Annotated in this window: 17 protein-coding genes; 10 read left to right on the forward strand and 7 right to left on the reverse strand. The window is 64.8% G+C overall.

Going from position 1 to position 13,890, the window contains the following annotated elements; genetic code table 11:
• Positions 1-13: 13 nt before the first annotated feature.
• Positions 14-1,210 (forward strand): phosphoglycerate kinase, encoded by a 1,197-nt coding sequence (locus GM910_RS10875; protein WP_159587573.1) that lies wholly within the window; start codon positions 14-16, stop codon positions 1,208-1,210.
• A 106-nt stretch (positions 1,211-1,316) separates the two neighbouring features.
• Complete coding sequence (locus GM910_RS10880; RefSeq protein ID WP_159587574.1) at positions 1,317-2,342, forward strand: class I fructose-bisphosphate aldolase; 1,026 nt, start codon at positions 1,317-1,319, stop codon at positions 2,340-2,342.
• Between the two features lie 12 nt (positions 2,343-2,354).
• On the opposite strand, the gene GM910_RS26930 is transcribed toward GM910_RS10880, so the two are convergent.
• On the reverse strand, positions 2,355-2,519 hold the full coding sequence (locus tag GM910_RS26930) for a hypothetical protein (RefSeq protein WP_163265143.1): 165 nt from the start codon (positions 2,517-2,519) through the stop codon (positions 2,355-2,357).
• 157 nt (positions 2,520-2,676) lie between these two features.
• Between GM910_RS26930 and GM910_RS10885 the strand changes: the two genes are divergently transcribed.
• The 5 genes from GM910_RS10885 to GM910_RS10905 all read left to right on the forward strand — a co-directional run bounded on the left by GM910_RS10885 (position 2,677) and on the right by GM910_RS10905 (position 5,515).
• A complete protein-coding gene (locus tag GM910_RS10885) occupies positions 2,677-3,468 on the forward strand; it encodes an SDR family NAD(P)-dependent oxidoreductase (RefSeq protein ID WP_159587575.1) in 792 nt (263 codons plus the stop codon).
• An 84-nt stretch (positions 3,469-3,552) separates the two neighbouring features.
• On the forward strand, positions 3,553-3,717 hold the full coding sequence (locus GM910_RS10890) for a hypothetical protein (protein WP_159587576.1): 165 nt from the start codon (positions 3,553-3,555) through the stop codon (positions 3,715-3,717).
• Positions 3,718-3,745: 28 nt separating this feature from the next.
• The gene (locus GM910_RS10895; protein ID WP_159587577.1) at positions 3,746-4,333 is read left to right on the forward strand and encodes a DJ-1/PfpI family protein; all 588 of its coding nucleotides are present in this window, start codon (positions 3,746-3,748) and stop codon (positions 4,331-4,333) included.
• A gap of 96 nt (positions 4,334-4,429) precedes the next feature.
• On the forward strand, positions 4,430-4,798 hold the full coding sequence (locus GM910_RS10900) for a VOC family protein (protein ID WP_159587578.1): 369 nt from the start codon (positions 4,430-4,432) through the stop codon (positions 4,796-4,798).
• A 12-nt stretch (positions 4,799-4,810) separates the two neighbouring features.
• On the forward strand, positions 4,811-5,515 hold the full coding sequence (locus GM910_RS10905) for a helix-turn-helix transcriptional regulator (RefSeq protein ID WP_159587579.1): 705 nt from the start codon (positions 4,811-4,813) through the stop codon (positions 5,513-5,515).
• A gap of 138 nt (positions 5,516-5,653) precedes the next feature.
• Here the strand turns inward: GM910_RS10905 and GM910_RS10910 are convergent, their stop codons facing one another.
• From GM910_RS10910 to GM910_RS10925, 4 genes are all read right to left on the reverse strand, one after another.
• On the reverse strand, positions 5,654-6,874 hold the full coding sequence (locus GM910_RS10910) for an argininosuccinate synthase (RefSeq protein ID WP_159587580.1): 1,221 nt from the start codon (positions 6,872-6,874) through the stop codon (positions 5,654-5,656).
• A 148-nt stretch (positions 6,875-7,022) separates the two neighbouring features.
• Positions 7,023-7,523: an invasion associated locus B family protein gene (locus tag GM910_RS10915; protein ID WP_159587581.1), complete on the reverse strand. Its 501-nt coding sequence runs from the start codon at positions 7,521-7,523 to the stop codon at positions 7,023-7,025.
• Positions 7,524-7,769: 246 nt separating this feature from the next.
• Entirely contained in the window at positions 7,770-8,141 is a 372-nt protein-coding gene (locus GM910_RS10920) for a YkvA family protein (RefSeq protein ID WP_159587582.1), read from the reverse strand.
• A gap of 67 nt (positions 8,142-8,208) precedes the next feature.
• Positions 8,209-8,505 (reverse strand): 4a-hydroxytetrahydrobiopterin dehydratase, encoded by a 297-nt coding sequence (locus GM910_RS10925; protein ID WP_159587583.1) that lies wholly within the window; start codon positions 8,503-8,505, stop codon positions 8,209-8,211.
• A gap of 29 nt (positions 8,506-8,534) precedes the next feature.
• Between GM910_RS10925 and GM910_RS10930 the strand changes: the two genes are divergently transcribed.
• Positions 8,535-9,077: a low molecular weight protein-tyrosine-phosphatase gene (locus tag GM910_RS10930; protein WP_159587628.1), complete on the forward strand. Its 543-nt coding sequence runs from the start codon at positions 8,535-8,537 to the stop codon at positions 9,075-9,077.
• Here the strand turns inward: GM910_RS10930 and thpR are convergent.
• Complete coding sequence (thpR, locus tag GM910_RS10935; RefSeq protein WP_159587584.1) at positions 8,978-9,577, reverse strand: RNA 2',3'-cyclic phosphodiesterase; 600 nt, start codon at positions 9,575-9,577, stop codon at positions 8,978-8,980. The genes GM910_RS10930 and thpR overlap by 100 nt on opposite strands.
• Before the next feature lie 82 nt (positions 9,578-9,659).
• Positions 9,660-10,340, reverse strand: coding sequence for an arylesterase (locus GM910_RS10940; protein ID WP_201285472.1), 681 nt, complete (start codon positions 10,338-10,340; stop codon positions 9,660-9,662).
• Positions 10,341-10,403: 63 nt separating this feature from the next.
• Between GM910_RS10940 and GM910_RS10945 the strand changes: the two genes are divergently transcribed.
• Both GM910_RS10945 and GM910_RS10950 read left to right on the forward strand, forming a co-directional pair.
• Positions 10,404-11,102, forward strand: a complete 699-nt coding sequence (locus GM910_RS10945) for an ABC transporter ATP-binding protein (RefSeq protein WP_159587585.1) — start codon at positions 10,404-10,406, stop codon at positions 11,100-11,102.
• A gap of 106 nt (positions 11,103-11,208) precedes the next feature.
• Positions 11,209-13,728 (forward strand): ABC transporter permease, encoded by a 2,520-nt coding sequence (locus GM910_RS10950; protein ID WP_246226004.1) that lies wholly within the window; start codon positions 11,209-11,211, stop codon positions 13,726-13,728.
• Positions 13,729-13,890 lie beyond the last annotated feature (162 nt).

The following is a 13,890-nucleotide window of genomic DNA, read 5'->3' on the forward strand; positions in this document are numbered from 1 at the left end:
AGGCAGCGGATCGATGGCCGACTTCAGAACCCTGGACGACCTTAAGGATATCGCCGGCAAGCGCGTGCTTGTGCGTGTCGACTTGAATGTGCCGATGAAGGAAGGCGCGGTGACCGATGCGACGCGCATCGAGCGGATCGCTCCGACCATTACCGAGCTTTCTGACCGCCGGGCAAAGGTCATCCTGCTCGCTCATTTCGGGCGACCGAAAGGGAAACCGGCCGCGGAGTTCTCGCTCAGGCCGGTGGCCAACGCCGTGGAAGCCACGCTCGACCGTCGCGTCTATTTCGCCGCTGACTGCGTGGGCGAGGCCGCTAGGGAAGCCGTCGACGAGATGAGTGATGGCGACATCCTGCTTCTCGAGAACACGCGCTTTCACGCCGGCGAGGAGAAGAACGACACGGACTTCGCCAAGGCGCTGGCCGAGAACGGCGATATCTATGTGAACGACGCCTTCTCCGCCGCCCACCGCGCGCATGCTTCCACCGAAGGCCTTGCACATCTCCTGCCAGCCTATGCCGGGCGCACCATGCAAGCGGAACTGGAGGCGCTGGAGAAGGGGCTGGGCCAGCCGAAGCGGCCGGTGCTGGCGATCGTCGGCGGCGCCAAGGTCTCCACCAAGATCGACCTGCTCCTGAACCTCGTGAAGAAGGTGGACGGGCTGGTGATCGGCGGCGGCATGGCCAATACCTTCCTCGCCGCGCGCGGCACGAAGGTCGGCAAATCGCTATGCGAGCATGATCTCGCCGAGACGGCCAAGCAGATCATGATCGACGCGGCCACCGCCGGCTGCGCGCTCATCCTGCCGGTGGATGCAGTGGTGGCGAAGAAGTTCGAGGCGGGGGCGGAGAGCGAGGTGGTCGACGTGTCCGCCGTGCCCGAGGATGCGATGATCCTCGACGTCGGGCCGAAGAGCATCGAAGCGGTCAACGAATGGCTCGACCGGGCCGACACGGTGGTGTGGAACGGGCCGTTGGGCGCATTCGAGATCGAACCTTTCGACAAGGCGACCATGGCCGCCGCGCGCCATGCGGCAGAGCGCACGCGCGAGGGGCTTCTGATTTCTGTTGCCGGAGGCGGGGATACGGTGGCCGCCCTCAATCAGGCTGGCGTGGCCGACGATTTCACCTACGTGTCGACGGCAGGCGGCGCTTTCCTGGAGTGGATGGAGGGCAAGATGCTGCCCGGCGTGGCGGCGTTATCGAAATAAGGCAAAGTTCTTTTTTATTTCAATCGATTAGGGAACTTCGACCCGCATTCCGTTTTGTCCTTTCATCTGGTAACGGCTTCTAGAGCGTGTACAGGAGGCATGGAAGATGAGCGAACGGCTTGAGGACATCGCCGCCAGGATGACGGCTGGCGGCAAGGGTATTCTGGCGGCGGACGAAAGCACTGGAACCATCAAGAAGCGTCTCGATTCGATCGGTGCGGAATCCACCGCCGAGACGCGCCGCGACTACCGGGAAATGCTGTTTTCCGCCGAAGAGGCGATGAGGAACCACATCTCCGGCGTCATCCTCTATGACGAGACAATCCGCCAGCAGGCGAGGGACGGGACGCCTTTGGTGGAGATCATCGCCAGCTCGGGCGCTGTCCCCGGCATCAAGGTGGACAAGGGCGCGAAGCCTCTGGCGGGATTCCCGGACGAGAAGATCACCGAGGGGCTGGACGGCTTGCGCGAGCGGCTTGCCGAGTACTACGAACTTGGCGCGCGCTTCGCCAAGTGGCGGGGCGTCATCGCCATTTCCGACGATTTGCCGACATGGGGTGCGGTGAAGCAGAACGCCCAGGCATTGGCGCGCTACGCTGCCCTTTGCCAGGAGGCGGGGATCGTGCCTATCGTCGAGCCGGAAGTGCTGATGGACGGGGCGCCTGGCGACCATTCCATCGACCGCTGCTACACGGTTACAGAATGGGTGCTGAAGACGGTGTTCCAGGAGCTCTATGATGCCCGCGTCTCGCTGGAAGGCATGGTGCTGAAGCCGAACATGGTCATCGACGGCAAGAACGCCCGCAAGGCAAGCCGCGAGGAGGTGGCGGAGAAGACGGTGCGTTGCCTGAAGGCCACGGTGCCGGCGGCCGTGCCCGGCATCGCGTTTCTCTCCGGCGGCCAGTCGGACGAGGAGGCGACGGCGCACCTGTCCGTCATGAACGCCGGATACGACGTGCCGTGGACGCTGACCTTCTCCTATGGCCGTGCGCTGCAGGCGGCGGCGCTGAAGGCCTGGGGCGGCAAACAGGAGAACGTCGCCGCCGGCCAGCGCGCCTTCGCCCACCGCGCAAAGATGAACGGGCTTGCCGCGCTTGGCGATTGGAAAGAAGATTTGGAGAAGGCCGCCTGAGCCAAGCCGCGCTCAGCCGCGGCCGTGGCTGAGCGCGACGGTGAGCATGATGGCGGCGAGCGCCACGATGGCGAGCTTCCAGAAATCGCTGCGTTTCTTCAGGCCGGGAAGGCCGAGCGGCCGGATGATATGCAGGATCATCATGGCCACGATCAGAAGCGAGAGGATTTTTGTCATTGGGCGCCCGGCACTGGGTGAAGGTTCGCCCTTGTGCCCTCCTTTCGACCACCGTGTCAAAAAGCGGTTGCAGCGCTCAGTGCTTCACCAGAAGCAGCTTGACCTGGCGCCGGCGGCGCCCCAGGTTCCGGCCGAATGAAACGATCGAGGTGAGACCATGGCACTGGACGGAAAGACGGCAATCGTGACGGGTGCTGCCGGCGGCATCGGCTATGCCATCGCCGAGCGCTTCCTGCGCGAAGGCGTGCGGGTGGTGATCGCGGATGTCGACGCCGAGAAGGGCGCCAAGGCGATCAAGGATCTGGAGAAGCTCGGCGAGGTCGATTTCGTCAAGACCGACGTGGGCAAGAGCCTCGACGTGCACAATCTCGTCGCCTCGACCATCGATTCGCTGGGCGATATCGACATCCTCGTCAACAATGCCGGCGTCGTGCACGGTGCGGATTTCCTCGATCTCAAGGAAGAGGACTTCGACCGGGTGCTGCGGATAAACCTGAAAGGCGCCTTCCTGGTGGGCCAGGCGGTCGCCCGCTATATGGTCGACAAGGTGAAAGGCGGCGGGGCGCCCGGTGTCGTCATCAACATGTCGTCGGTCAATGCCGTCTTCGCCATTGCCAACCAAGTGCCTTATTCCGTCTCCAAGGGCGGCATGAACCAGCTCACCAAGGCCATGGCGCTGTCGCTCGCCCCGCACGGCATCCGCGTCAACGCCATCGGACCGGGCTCCATCATGACGGACATGCTGGCGAGTGTGAATGCCGACCCGGCGGCTCGCGACCGCATCCTCTCTCGCACACCCCTGGGGCGCATCGGCGATCCGAAGGAAATCGCATCCATCGCCGCGTTTCTCGCCTCCGACGATGCCAGCTACATCACCGGCCAGACCATCTACGCCGACGGTGGGCGGCTGCCACTCAACTACACAGTCGAGGTGCAGCCGCAGGAGTAGGCGACCCTGCAAGGCTCCTGACAAAACGTTGGCAGCACGGTCGTGCGACAATCCTCCGGCAATCACGTTGGAGGATGAGAGGCCATGACCGCTACACGCTATTCGATCTCGCGCACCGTCCACCGCTGGGCCAGCGCCTATCGGCGGTGCAGGCGCCGCAAGCTCACCGAACGGATCATGAACGACTTGCCGCCCAGCCTGCAGAGGGATATCGGTTGGCAACCGACGGGGCCGACGCGGCAGCGCTGAACCCCGTCGAGCCGAAGAGGAGGGTGCCATGGAACAGTCGAAGACAGTCGGTCTCGTTTTCATCGAGAAGTTTGCCGATTGGGAATTCGGCCTGCTGGCTGCTTCCGCTGTCGAGTGGTTCGGCGCACGCGCCGTTGCGCTCACGCCCGAAGCAGGATCCGTGCGCTCCATCGCCGGTTTCCAGCTTGCGGGCGAGCGCGGGTTGACGCCGCAGGAGAATGAGGATCTCGACGCAGTAGCGCTGATCGGTTCGGATAACTGGGCGTCTCCGGATGCGCCCGACGTGACGCCGCTTCTCAAGGCAGTCGCCGAGCGCGGCGGGGTCGTCGGCGGTATATGCGCAGGCACGCTGGGGCTGGCGCGCGCCGGCCTTTTCGAGGGCCGCGGTCACACCAGCAACGGCCGCGAATGGATCAACAAGCACGCGCCGGGCTATGCGGGCGCGGAAGCCTATCAGGACGTGCCGCACGCGGTGAGCGACGGCAGTATCGTTAGCGCGCCGGGTTCCGCACCCGGCACCTTCGCCGCCGCCTTCCTGGAGGCGCTTTTCCCCGAGCGCGCCGAGACGGTTGGCGAGATGCGCGAGCTGTTCGCGCGCGAGCACGCCGCGGCCTGACCGGCCCCACCCCTATCTCGCCCGCTGACAGGCTCCTGACGGTATGTTGTCAGGAGGGGTGTGCCACTCTGGCGGCATACCGAAGAGGAGAGATCGATGACACCGTTTTTGCCCGCCCACGCGGCCGTATGGTTTGAAATCCCGGTGAGCGATATGGGCCGCGCCAGGGAGTTCTACGGCGCAGTGCTTCAAAACGAGCTGACGGACATGGAAGGGCCAAACCCGATGGCTCGTTTCGCGGCAAAGGAGGAAAACTCCGTCGCCGGCCATCTTTACCCCGGAAAACCTGCTTCCGAGGGCACCGGCATCACCATCCATCTGGCCGTTTCCACGCCTTTGGAAGAAGCCATGGAGCGGGTGACGGCGAATGGCGGCAAGGTAGTCTCCCCCATCGTCACTATTCCTGCGGGCCGTTTCGTGTATTGTCTCGATCCGGACGGCAATAGCTTCGGGCTGTTTACGTAAGGAGCGGCCTTCATGCGGCGTGCGGACCGGCTCTTTCAGATCGTTCAACATTTGCGCGGCGGACGGCTTGTGACCGCGCGTCTTCTCTCGGAGCGGCTCGAGGTCTCCGAGCGCACCATCTACCGCGACATTGCCGACCTGCAGTCGACGGGCGTGCCCATAGACGGCGAGGCCGGCGTCGGCTACCTGATGCGCGAAGGCTTCGAGCTGCCGCCGCTGATGTTCACGCGCGATGAGATCGTAGCGCTGGTGGCCGGCGCGCGCATGGTGCGCGCCTTCGGCGGTGCCGCCATGGCGCGCGCGGCCGAGGAAGCACTGATCAAGATCAGCACGGTGCTGCCGGAAAACGAGCGCGAGCGCATTTCGCGCACTGAGATCCACACGCCCAACTGGGTGATCAGCGACGCCGAGCGTCAGGCCATCGATGCTCTGGAGCACGCGGTGGAGAGCCGGCGCGTGCTTCGCCTCGACTACCGCGACGAAGCCGGGCGCATGAGCCAGCGCGACGTGCGGCCGCTCGGCCTGTGGTTCTGGGGCAAGGTATGGACGCTGGTCGGCTGGTGCGAGCTGCGGGACGACTTCCGTGCTTTCCGCATCGACCGCATCGTCGTCATGCAGGAGGCGGGGCGCGGCTTCAAGCCGGAGCGCGGCAAGCAGCTCGGGGATTTTTATCGGCAACTGGAGCTGCGCGAATGCTCAGGCAACGGGCATGCGTGAAGCATGCCCTTCCTTCCGCAAGGGCAGGGAAGCGGTCAGAGCGCCGCGCGTCCAAATGGACGCGCGAAGGACGCTCTATGTCTTTGAATCTACGCATCGTGCTTTCCGAAAATCGATTCCGATTTTCGGGCCGATGCGCTAGTCCCGCTTCCTTGCCGCCAGCGTCCTCAGCCGCAGGGCATTGAGGCGGATGAAACCTTCGGCGTCCTTTTGATCGTAGGCGCCGCGGTCGTCCTCGAAGGTCACCAGGGCGTCGGAATAGAGCGACTTGTCGGACTTGCGGCCGGTGACGATGACGTTGCCCTTATAGAGCTTCAGCCGCACCTCGCCCTCGACGTCTTCCTGGCTCTTGTCAATCGCCGCCTGCAGCATCTCGCGCTCGGGGGAGAACCAGAAGCCGTTGTAGATGAGTTCCGCATAGCGCGGCATCAGCTCATCCTTGAGGTGAGCCGCACCCCGGTCGAGGGTGATCGATTCCATGGCGCGGTGGGCGGCGAGAAGGATCGTGCCGCCCGGGGTCTCGTAGACGCCGCGCGACTTCATGCCGACGAAGCGGTTTTCCACCAGGTCGATGCGGCCGATGCCGTTGTCGCGGCCGAGATCGTTGAGGGCGGCGAGCAGTGTGGCCGGCGACATGGCTTTCCCGTCGAGCGCGACCGGATCGCCGGACTTGAACTGAAGCGTGATCTCCGTGACCTTGTCCGGCGCCTCCATGGGCGAGATGGTGCGCTGATGGACGAATTCCGGCGGTTCGCTCCACGGATCCTCCAGCACCTTGCCCTCCGACGATGAGTGCAGGAGGTTGGCGTCGACCGAGAATGGGGCCTCACCCTTCTTGTCCTTCGGCACCGGAATCTGGTGCTGCTCGGCGAAATTCATGAGGTCGGTGCGCGACTTGAACGCCCAGTCGCGCCAGGGCGCGATGACCTTGATGTCAGGGTTCAACGCGTAGGCTGAAAGCTCATAGCGCACCTGGTCGTTGCCCTTGCCGGTTGAGCCATGGGCGACCGCATCGGCGCCGGTCTCGGCGGCAATCTCGACAAGATGCTTGGCGATCAGCGGCCGCGCGATCGAGGTGCCGAGCAGATAGATGCCTTCATAGACCGCGTTGGCGCGAAACATCGGGAAGACGAAGTCGCGGACAAACTCCTCCCGGACGTCTACGATCCGGATGTCCTTGATGCCGAGCATCTCGGCCTTCTTGCGCGCCGGCTCAAGCTCGTCGCCCTGGCCGAGATCGGCGGTGAAGGTGACGACCTCCGCGCCGAGTTCCGTCTGCAACCATTTGAGGATGATCGAGGTGTCGAGGCCGCCCGAATAGGCCAGAACGACCTTCTTTACGTCTGTGTGCTTCGCCATGGTCTTTTCCGGTGATTGGATGTCCGGCGCGCCCGGGGCCGGTTTGCGCGGGCACTATTATCAGGAAAAGACAAAGGGGCAAGCCGCCCTCGCAAGGGCGACCTTTCCGCGAACCCGCGATTGGAGGCTGCAGGCGCAGCCGCGTGGCCTACTGGCAGTTCTGGATCGAATCGAGCGCTGCCGTCATGCCCAGAAGCGAGAAGGTGTAGCGGGTGTCGTTGCCGCGACCGGACTTCGCCGCCACCGTCATGTCGGAGCCGGCCTTCATGGCGGCGATGAGCTGTGGCTCCTCCGCCGCGTTCTCCAGCCACGCCGACTTTTCCTGCGTGAACATGCTGAACGATCGGCCGTCCACCGTCACCGTGACCTTCGAGCCTTCCTGGAGGCTATAGCCGGCGATGAATTGCGGTTCGTAGGCGACGTTCTGGCCCGGCTTCTGGCTGACGAAGAAGAAGATGTCGCCGTGATCGAGGCTTGACGGTTCCTTCTGCTTCGGCACGCTCATCACATAGCAGACCTTACCGTTACCAGACTGGTAGCTGTAGGTGCCCCAGTCGCGGTGCTGCCCGACGGCTGTCGCCTGTGCGAAGGCCGGCCCCGCGGCCGCGACCGCGCAAAACAGAAAGAGCGACGAAAAAATCCCACGCATTGTCCCTGACCGTATCTTTGTCTGCCGTGTGTTTGTAAAGCACATCAGAGGCTTACGCCCGATGGCTTCATTTTTATTTAATCTGGGTTACCAAAGAGTGAAGCTGCATGAAATATCGCCCGCCTCTTCTTAAAAGAGCTCACCGAGCGTTCCTGCCGGCCGCTTCACACCCCACGTAGAAGGTTGAATCGGATGAAAAAGGCAAGAGTTTGACCCGGCTGCGCGGCGTCGAATGCCCGCCGTTCTTCATTCGGCGTCTTCGAGGGCGCGCTTGGCGGCCAGCCGGTGGGCGGGGGTGATGTGCGAGCGCACGGCGCCGAGCGCTGCTGCCAGAACAGCCATATCATCTGTGAAGCCGAAACCGGCGAGGAAGTCGGGCACCATGTCGAGGGGCAGGACAAAATAAGCGAGTGCGGCGAGCAAGATGCCGCGCACGCGCGGCGGCGTTTCGCGATCAAGCGCGCAATAGTAGCCGGCGATCACATCTTCCATGAATGGCACCTGGCGGGCCGCTTTCTTGGCGGTGCGCCAAAATTTGCGGCGAACATCCTCTTCGTGGCGGCCGTGCTCGTCGGCGCTGCCGGGAACAAGGATCTCGCCGATCTTCACGTCGTCCATGACTGTCGCTCCTTGCCGGGATGATGTGGGGAGGACTGCGCCCGGATGCAATGCCAGCTATCGGGGGCTATCGGGCGGCGAAGGCGTTCATCCTCTTCGCCAGCTTGACGTCGAGCTCCGTCAGGCCGCCGGCGTCGTGGGTGGTGAGGGTGACGTCGACGGTCTTGTAGACGTTCGACCACTCGGGATGATGGTCGAGCTTCTCGGCGGCCAGCGCCGCCCGCGTCATGAAGCCGAAGGCTTCGTTGAAATTGGCGAAGACGAAGCGCCGCTCGATGGCCGCGCCGTCACGCGCAAGGCTCCAGCCTTCGAGTTCCACCAGTGCCTCTTCCACCTGTTTGTTCTCGAGTTTCTCCCTTGCCATGAAACCTCTCCGTGCTATCGCGTAGTGGCATGAAGGATAATACACCTCGCGCGGGCGAACAGGCCCGCACAGCCATCCTTTTCGTTTGCCTCGGCAATATCTGCCGCTCGCCGCTGGCGGAAGGCATCTTTCGTGCCGTCGTTTCCGAGCGCGGCCTGGAGCATGCTTTCCATCTGGATTCGGCCGGCACCGGCGCCTGGCACGCGGGCTCGCCGCCGGATCCACGGTCGGTGGCTACCGCGCGCCGCTTCGGCCTCGATATTTCCGGGCAAAGGGCGCGCCAGGTGGAGCCCGAGGATTTTTCCCGCTTCGATATCATCCTGGCCATGGACCGCGCCAACGTTGGCGCACTGCGCCAGCGGGCGCCGAAGGAAGCGCATGGGCGCATCCACCTATTCCTCGACTATGCGCTCGGCGGGCCGGAGGAGATACCGGATCCCTATTACGGCGGGGACGACGGCTTCGCCGCAGTCTACCGCACGCTCCGCGAAGCTTCCGATGCGCTGGTGGCGAGGCTTGCCGAGCGCGATGGCTCCGCCCGCATCAGCGGCCAGGCTTCCTCGACGATATAGGGTCCGCCGCCGACCGAATCGCGCGCCGACATCAGGACGAAACGCCCGACCCGGAACGGCACCGTAGCGAAATTGCCCCGCGCCGACAGATAGGCAGCGACTTCGTGGGGGCTCGTGCTTTTCAGCCGCGCGAGCGTTACATGCGGTGTGAACTTGCGCGGATCCGGGGCGAGGCCGAGCCGCTGGCAGATGCGCTCGATTTCGCCTTGCAAGGCATAGAGGTCCGGCGAGGCGGCTACACCCGCCCATACCGCGTGCGGCTTCTTCTGGCCGAAGGCGCCGACTCCGGAAAGTGTGAGCGAGAAGGCCGGCCGCCGCACCCGGTCGAGGGCGTTGGCGACCTCGTCGGCGACGTGGCCTTCGACATCGCCGATGAAACGCAAGGTGAGGTGGTAGTTCTCGACATCGACCCACCGGGCTCCCGGCAGGCCGCCGCGCAGAAGCGAAAGGGACAGCGCCGCATCGCGCGGAATCTCGAGGGCGGTGAAAAGTCGCGGCATGGCAACCTCCTCGAATCTCTATGTCTATCGTCAGCGAATCATCGATTGAGCACCGGGGCAAGCGCTTTCTGGCGCCTGCGGCTCACATCTCGGGCTTTTCCCCTTCGACGAGGGCCTCGACACGGGGGAGCATGCGCTCCACCATCAGGTCCACACCCTTTGCGTTGGGATGCATGCCGTCCTCGAGCAGCAGCGAGCCGTTGGCCGCTACGCCGTCGAGGAAGAACGGGACCAGCGGCAGGTCGTGTTTTTCCGCCAGTCGCGGGTAGATGGCGTTGAACGCCTCTTGGTAGTCCGGCCCCAGATTGGGCGCGGCGTACATGCCGACGAGCAGCACGTCGATGCCGCGCTGGCGAAGCCGGGTAACGATTTCGTCCAGGTTTTTTTCCGTGGCGGCAGGGGAGAGACCGCGCAGCATGTCGTTGGCGCCGAGCTCCAGGATCACAAGGTCCGTACCTTCGGGGACCGACCAGTCGAGCCGTGACAGGCCGCCGCTGGTGGTATCGCCGGAGACGCCGGCATTCGCCACGGTGACGTCGTTGCCGTTGTCACGCATCGCGGTCTCCAGCTTCTCCGGAAAGGCTTCTCCCGGTGCCAGTTGGTAACCGGCCATCAAGCTATCGCCGAAGCCGACGATGTCGAAGGCCTCCGCCCACGCCGGCCGCGCACCGGGCATCAGCAGAAGGACGAGGATGAGCGCCGATGACATTTTCGTGAGCGACACGATAGCACCGGAAATCTTGTCCAAAGGTTTGAATAGCATGAAACTCAACCCATATCTGCCGAAGCCGCGCCCGCGACATCTCTCATATAGGACGCCCCGCCCGTGACCAAACCCGCCATCGATCTGGACAACGTTTCCCTGACGCTCGGTGAGGGTGCATCCTCCGTCCACGTGCTCAAGGGCGTCAGCCTGGCAGTCGAACATGGCCAATCCACGGCCATTGTCGGCCCTTCCGGCTCCGGCAAGTCGACATTGCTGATGGTGATCGCCGGGCTGGAGAAGGTGGACAGCGGCACGGTGCGCGTTGCCGACCGGACGCTCAACGGCTTGAGCGAGGATGCGGTTGCAGCCTTCCGCGGCCGCACCATCGGCATCGTCTTCCAGTCTTTTCATCTCATCCCCAACATGACGGCGCTGGAGAACGTCGCCGTCCCGCTGGAACTCGCCGGCCATGGCGATCCCTTCGGTCTCGCCGAGAAGGAGCTTGAAGCGGTGGGGCTGAAGGACCGTTTGACCCACTATCCGGGCGAGCTTTCCGGCGGTGAGCAACAGCGCGTGGCGATTGCCCGCGCGCTGGCGCCGGAGCCGGCCATCATGATTGCCGATGAGCCTACGGGCAATCTTGACCAGGCGACGGGGCGGCAGATCGCCGACCTGTTGTTCGAGACGGCGCGCGAGCGCGGCACGACGCTGGCACTGGTGACCCACGATCCGGCACTCGCCGCGCGCTGCGACCGGCAGGTGGCGATGCGCTCCGGCCGGATCGAGGAGGCCGCGCCCGAACCCGCTTCGGCCGGCTGAGGCGCGGCCCATGTTCCGCTCCGACGCCACGGCCATCGATGGGAAAACGGACAGCCTCTCCGCCGGACGCGCCGAGAGGCGTGGCGGGGCGGGGCCTCAACTGGCAATGCGCTTTGCCCTGCGCGAGATGCGCGGCGGGTTCTCCGGCTTTTTCATCTTTCTTGCCTGCATTGCGCTGGGAGTGGCGGCTATCGGCGGGGTAAACTCCGTCGCTCGCGCCATCAGCGCGGGCGTGGCCTCGCAGGGCCAGGAATTGCTCGGCGGCGACATCCGCTTCGAACTCAACCAGCGCCGCGCCGACGCGGCCGAGCATGCCTGGCTGGCGGGCCTCGGCCAGCTTGCCGAAAGCGCCAATATGCGCTCCATGGCCCGTCTTACCGATGGTTCCGACCAGGCGCTGGTCGAGGTGAAGGCGGTGGACGAGGCCTATCCGCTCTACGGGGCGCTTGTCACCGATCCAGCACTTTCCCATGACGCACTCTATGGCCTTGCGGATGGTGCCTATGGCGCGGCAGCGCCTTCGCTTCTTTTCGACCGGCTAGGCCTTTCCATCGGTGACCGGCTGATGCTCGGCGGGCAGACGTTCGAACTGCGCGCCAAGCTTGTCACCGAGCCGGATGCTATCTCCGATGGCTTCGGCTTCGCGCCACGCCTGATGGTCTCGCTGGAGGGGCTCGGTGCCGCCGGTCTCGTGCAGCCCGGCAGCCTGGTGGAGCACGCCTACAAGCTGCGCCTCGACGGCGATCCCGGCAATGCGGAGTTGCGCGCCCTGCGCGAGGAGGCGAGCGAGCGCTTCCCCGAAGCGGGATGGAGCGTCCGCACGCGGCTTAACGCTGCCCCGTCGCTGTCGGCCAATGTCGAGCGCTTCTCACAGTTCCTCACCCTTGTCGGGCTGACCGCGCTGGTGGTCGGGGGCGTCGGCGTGGCCAACGCGGTGCGCGCCTATCTTGACGGAAAACGCGCCGTCATCGCTACCTTCAAGAGCCTCGGCGCGTCGGGCGGCTTCGTTTTCTCGGTTTATCTCATGCAGGTCCTCATCATCGCCCTGATGGGGATCGGCGCCGGACTGGTGCTCGCCGCGCTGATGCCTTTTGCGGCGGGTGCTGCGCTTGCCTCGGTCCTGCCGGTGCCGAGCGAGGGCGGCATCTATCCTTCCGCGCTCGGGCTTGCCGCGCTGTTCGGCGTGCTGACGACGCTTGCCTTTGCACTGCTGCCGCTCGGCCGGGCGCGCGACGTGCCGGCGACGGCGCTGTTCCGCGAGATGGGGATCGACGCCAAGGGCTGGCCGCGTCTCTTCTACGTGGTGCTGGCAGTTGCTATCGCTGCGATACTTGCCCTTCTCGCCATCCTTTATTCCGAGGAGCGGCGCATCGCCGCGATTTTCGTCGCCGCCGCCATTGCCGCCTTCCTGGTGCTGCGCGGCGTGGGCTGGGCGGTGCAGGCCGTCGCTCGCCGCGCCCCACGCGTGCGCTCGACCGCCCTCAGGCTTGCCGTCGGCAATATCCATCGTCCCGGTGCGCTGACGCCGTCGGTCGTGCTGGCGCTCGGCCTCGGCCTCACCCTCATCGCCACCCTTACGCTGATCGACGGCAATCTGAGGCGGCAGATCGCCGGCAACCTGCCGGAGGTGGCGCCGAACTTCTTCTTCGTCGATATCCAGGCGGACCAGGTGGAGGATTTCGCTTCGCTGGTCGAGGCACAAGCGTCGGATGGCAAACTCATCCGCGTGCCGATGCTGCGCGGGCGCATCATCGCGCTCAACGACGTCAGTGTGCGCGACATCGAGGTGCCGCCGGAGGGCGGCTGGGTGCTTCGCGGCGACCGCGGCATCACCTATTCGGACAACAAGCCGGAAAACGCCACGCTGACACAGGGCGAATGGTGGCCGGCCGGCTATGAAGGAGAGCCGCTCGTCTCGTTCACCGCGGACGAGGGCGTCGCGCTTGGCCTGAAGCTCGGCGACACTCTGACGGTGAATGTGCTCGGCCGCAATGTCACCGCACGCATTGCCAGCTTCCGCCAGGTGGAGTGGGAGACGCTGGCCATGAACTTCGTCATGGTCTTCTCTCCCAACACCTTTACAGGCGCGCCCCATGCCTGGCTGGCGACGCTGACCGACGCCGGCGCCACGAGTGCCGACGAATCGCGCCTTCTGAACGCCGTCACACGCAGCTTCCCTACCATCACCACAGTTCGCGTGAAGGACGCGCTTGACGTTGTGAACCAGCTCGTCGGGCAACTTGCCACCGCCATAAGGGCGGCGGCGGCGGTGGCGCTCATCGCCTCGGTGCTCGTGCTCTCCGGAGCGCTCGCGGCCGGCAACCGCGCCCGCGTGCACGACGCTGTGGTACTGAAGACGCTGGGCGCGACGCGGCGCACGCTGATTGCCGCCTTCGCGCTGGAATATCTCCTGATCGGCCTTGCCACAGCGCTCTTTGCGCTGGCCGCCGGCGGTGTTGCGGCATGGTATGTGGTAACCCGCATCATGACGCTGCCCTGGAGCTTCCTGCCGGAGGTGGCGTTATCGACCGTCGTCATCGCCCTGGTGCTGACGGTCGGCTTCGGACTCGCCGGCACTTGGCGCGTGCTCGGCCACAAGGCTGCGCCGGTATTGCGGAACCTGTGAGATAGAAAGGGATCGGCCTTCTAGCGCTGCAGGCCTTGGTGTCCGATCACCGCGGCGGCAGCGTGCGCTTTTCCGCTGCTGAAGGTCTTGCTCTTGTCGCGAACAGACATCATATTTGAACGACGCATGCTGGGCTCCCGCCAGCGGCGAGCGGCTGCATGG

The sequence above is a fragment of the Chelativorans xinjiangensis genome (assembly GCF_009812055.1).
Taxonomy (GTDB): domain Bacteria; phylum Pseudomonadota; class Alphaproteobacteria; order Rhizobiales; family Rhizobiaceae; genus Chelativorans; species Chelativorans xinjiangense.

What these genes read in the sequence shown, in the direction of transcription:
- thpR (WP_159587584.1), bottom strand. Translation starts at nt 9,577, where the DNA reads ATGCCGCGACTTTTCACCGCCCTCGAGATTCCGCGCGATGCGGCGCTG.
- GM910_RS10890 (WP_159587576.1), top strand. Translation starts at nt 3,553, where the DNA reads ATGACCGCTACACGCTATTCGATCTCGCGCACCGTCCACCGCTGGGCC.
- GM910_RS10895 (WP_159587577.1), top strand. Translation starts at nt 3,746, where the DNA reads ATGGAACAGTCGAAGACAGTCGGTCTCGTTTTCATCGAGAAGTTTGCC.
- GM910_RS10930 (WP_159587628.1), top strand. Translation starts at nt 8,535, where the DNA reads ATGAAGGATAATACACCTCGCGCGGGCGAACAGGCCCGCACAGCCATC.
- GM910_RS10950 (WP_246226004.1), top strand. Translation starts at nt 11,209, where the DNA reads ATGCGCTTTGCCCTGCGCGAGATGCGCGGCGGGTTCTCCGGCTTTTTC.
- GM910_RS26930 (WP_163265143.1), bottom strand. Translation starts at nt 2,519, where the DNA reads ATGACAAAAATCCTCTCGCTTCTGATCGTGGCCATGATGATCCTGCAT.
- GM910_RS10880 (WP_159587574.1), top strand. Translation starts at nt 1,317, where the DNA reads ATGAGCGAACGGCTTGAGGACATCGCCGCCAGGATGACGGCTGGCGGC.
- GM910_RS10920 (WP_159587582.1), bottom strand. Translation starts at nt 8,141, where the DNA reads ATGGACGACGTGAAGATCGGCGAGATCCTTGTTCCCGGCAGCGCCGAC.
- GM910_RS10905 (WP_159587579.1), top strand. Translation starts at nt 4,811, where the DNA reads ATGCGGCGTGCGGACCGGCTCTTTCAGATCGTTCAACATTTGCGCGGC.
- GM910_RS10910 (WP_159587580.1), bottom strand. Translation starts at nt 6,874, where the DNA reads ATGGCGAAGCACACAGACGTAAAGAAGGTCGTTCTGGCCTATTCGGGC.
- GM910_RS10915 (WP_159587581.1), bottom strand. Translation starts at nt 7,523, where the DNA reads ATGCGTGGGATTTTTTCGTCGCTCTTTCTGTTTTGCGCGGTCGCGGCC.
- GM910_RS10885 (WP_159587575.1), top strand. Translation starts at nt 2,677, where the DNA reads ATGGCACTGGACGGAAAGACGGCAATCGTGACGGGTGCTGCCGGCGGC.
- GM910_RS10940 (WP_201285472.1), bottom strand. Translation starts at nt 10,340, where the DNA reads ATGCTATTCAAACCTTTGGACAAGATTTCCGGTGCTATCGTGTCGCTC.
- GM910_RS10875 (WP_159587573.1), top strand. Translation starts at nt 14, where the DNA reads ATGGCCGACTTCAGAACCCTGGACGACCTTAAGGATATCGCCGGCAAG.
- GM910_RS10925 (WP_159587583.1), bottom strand. Translation starts at nt 8,505, where the DNA reads ATGGCAAGGGAGAAACTCGAGAACAAACAGGTGGAAGAGGCACTGGTG.
- GM910_RS10900 (WP_159587578.1), top strand. Translation starts at nt 4,430, where the DNA reads ATGACACCGTTTTTGCCCGCCCACGCGGCCGTATGGTTTGAAATCCCG.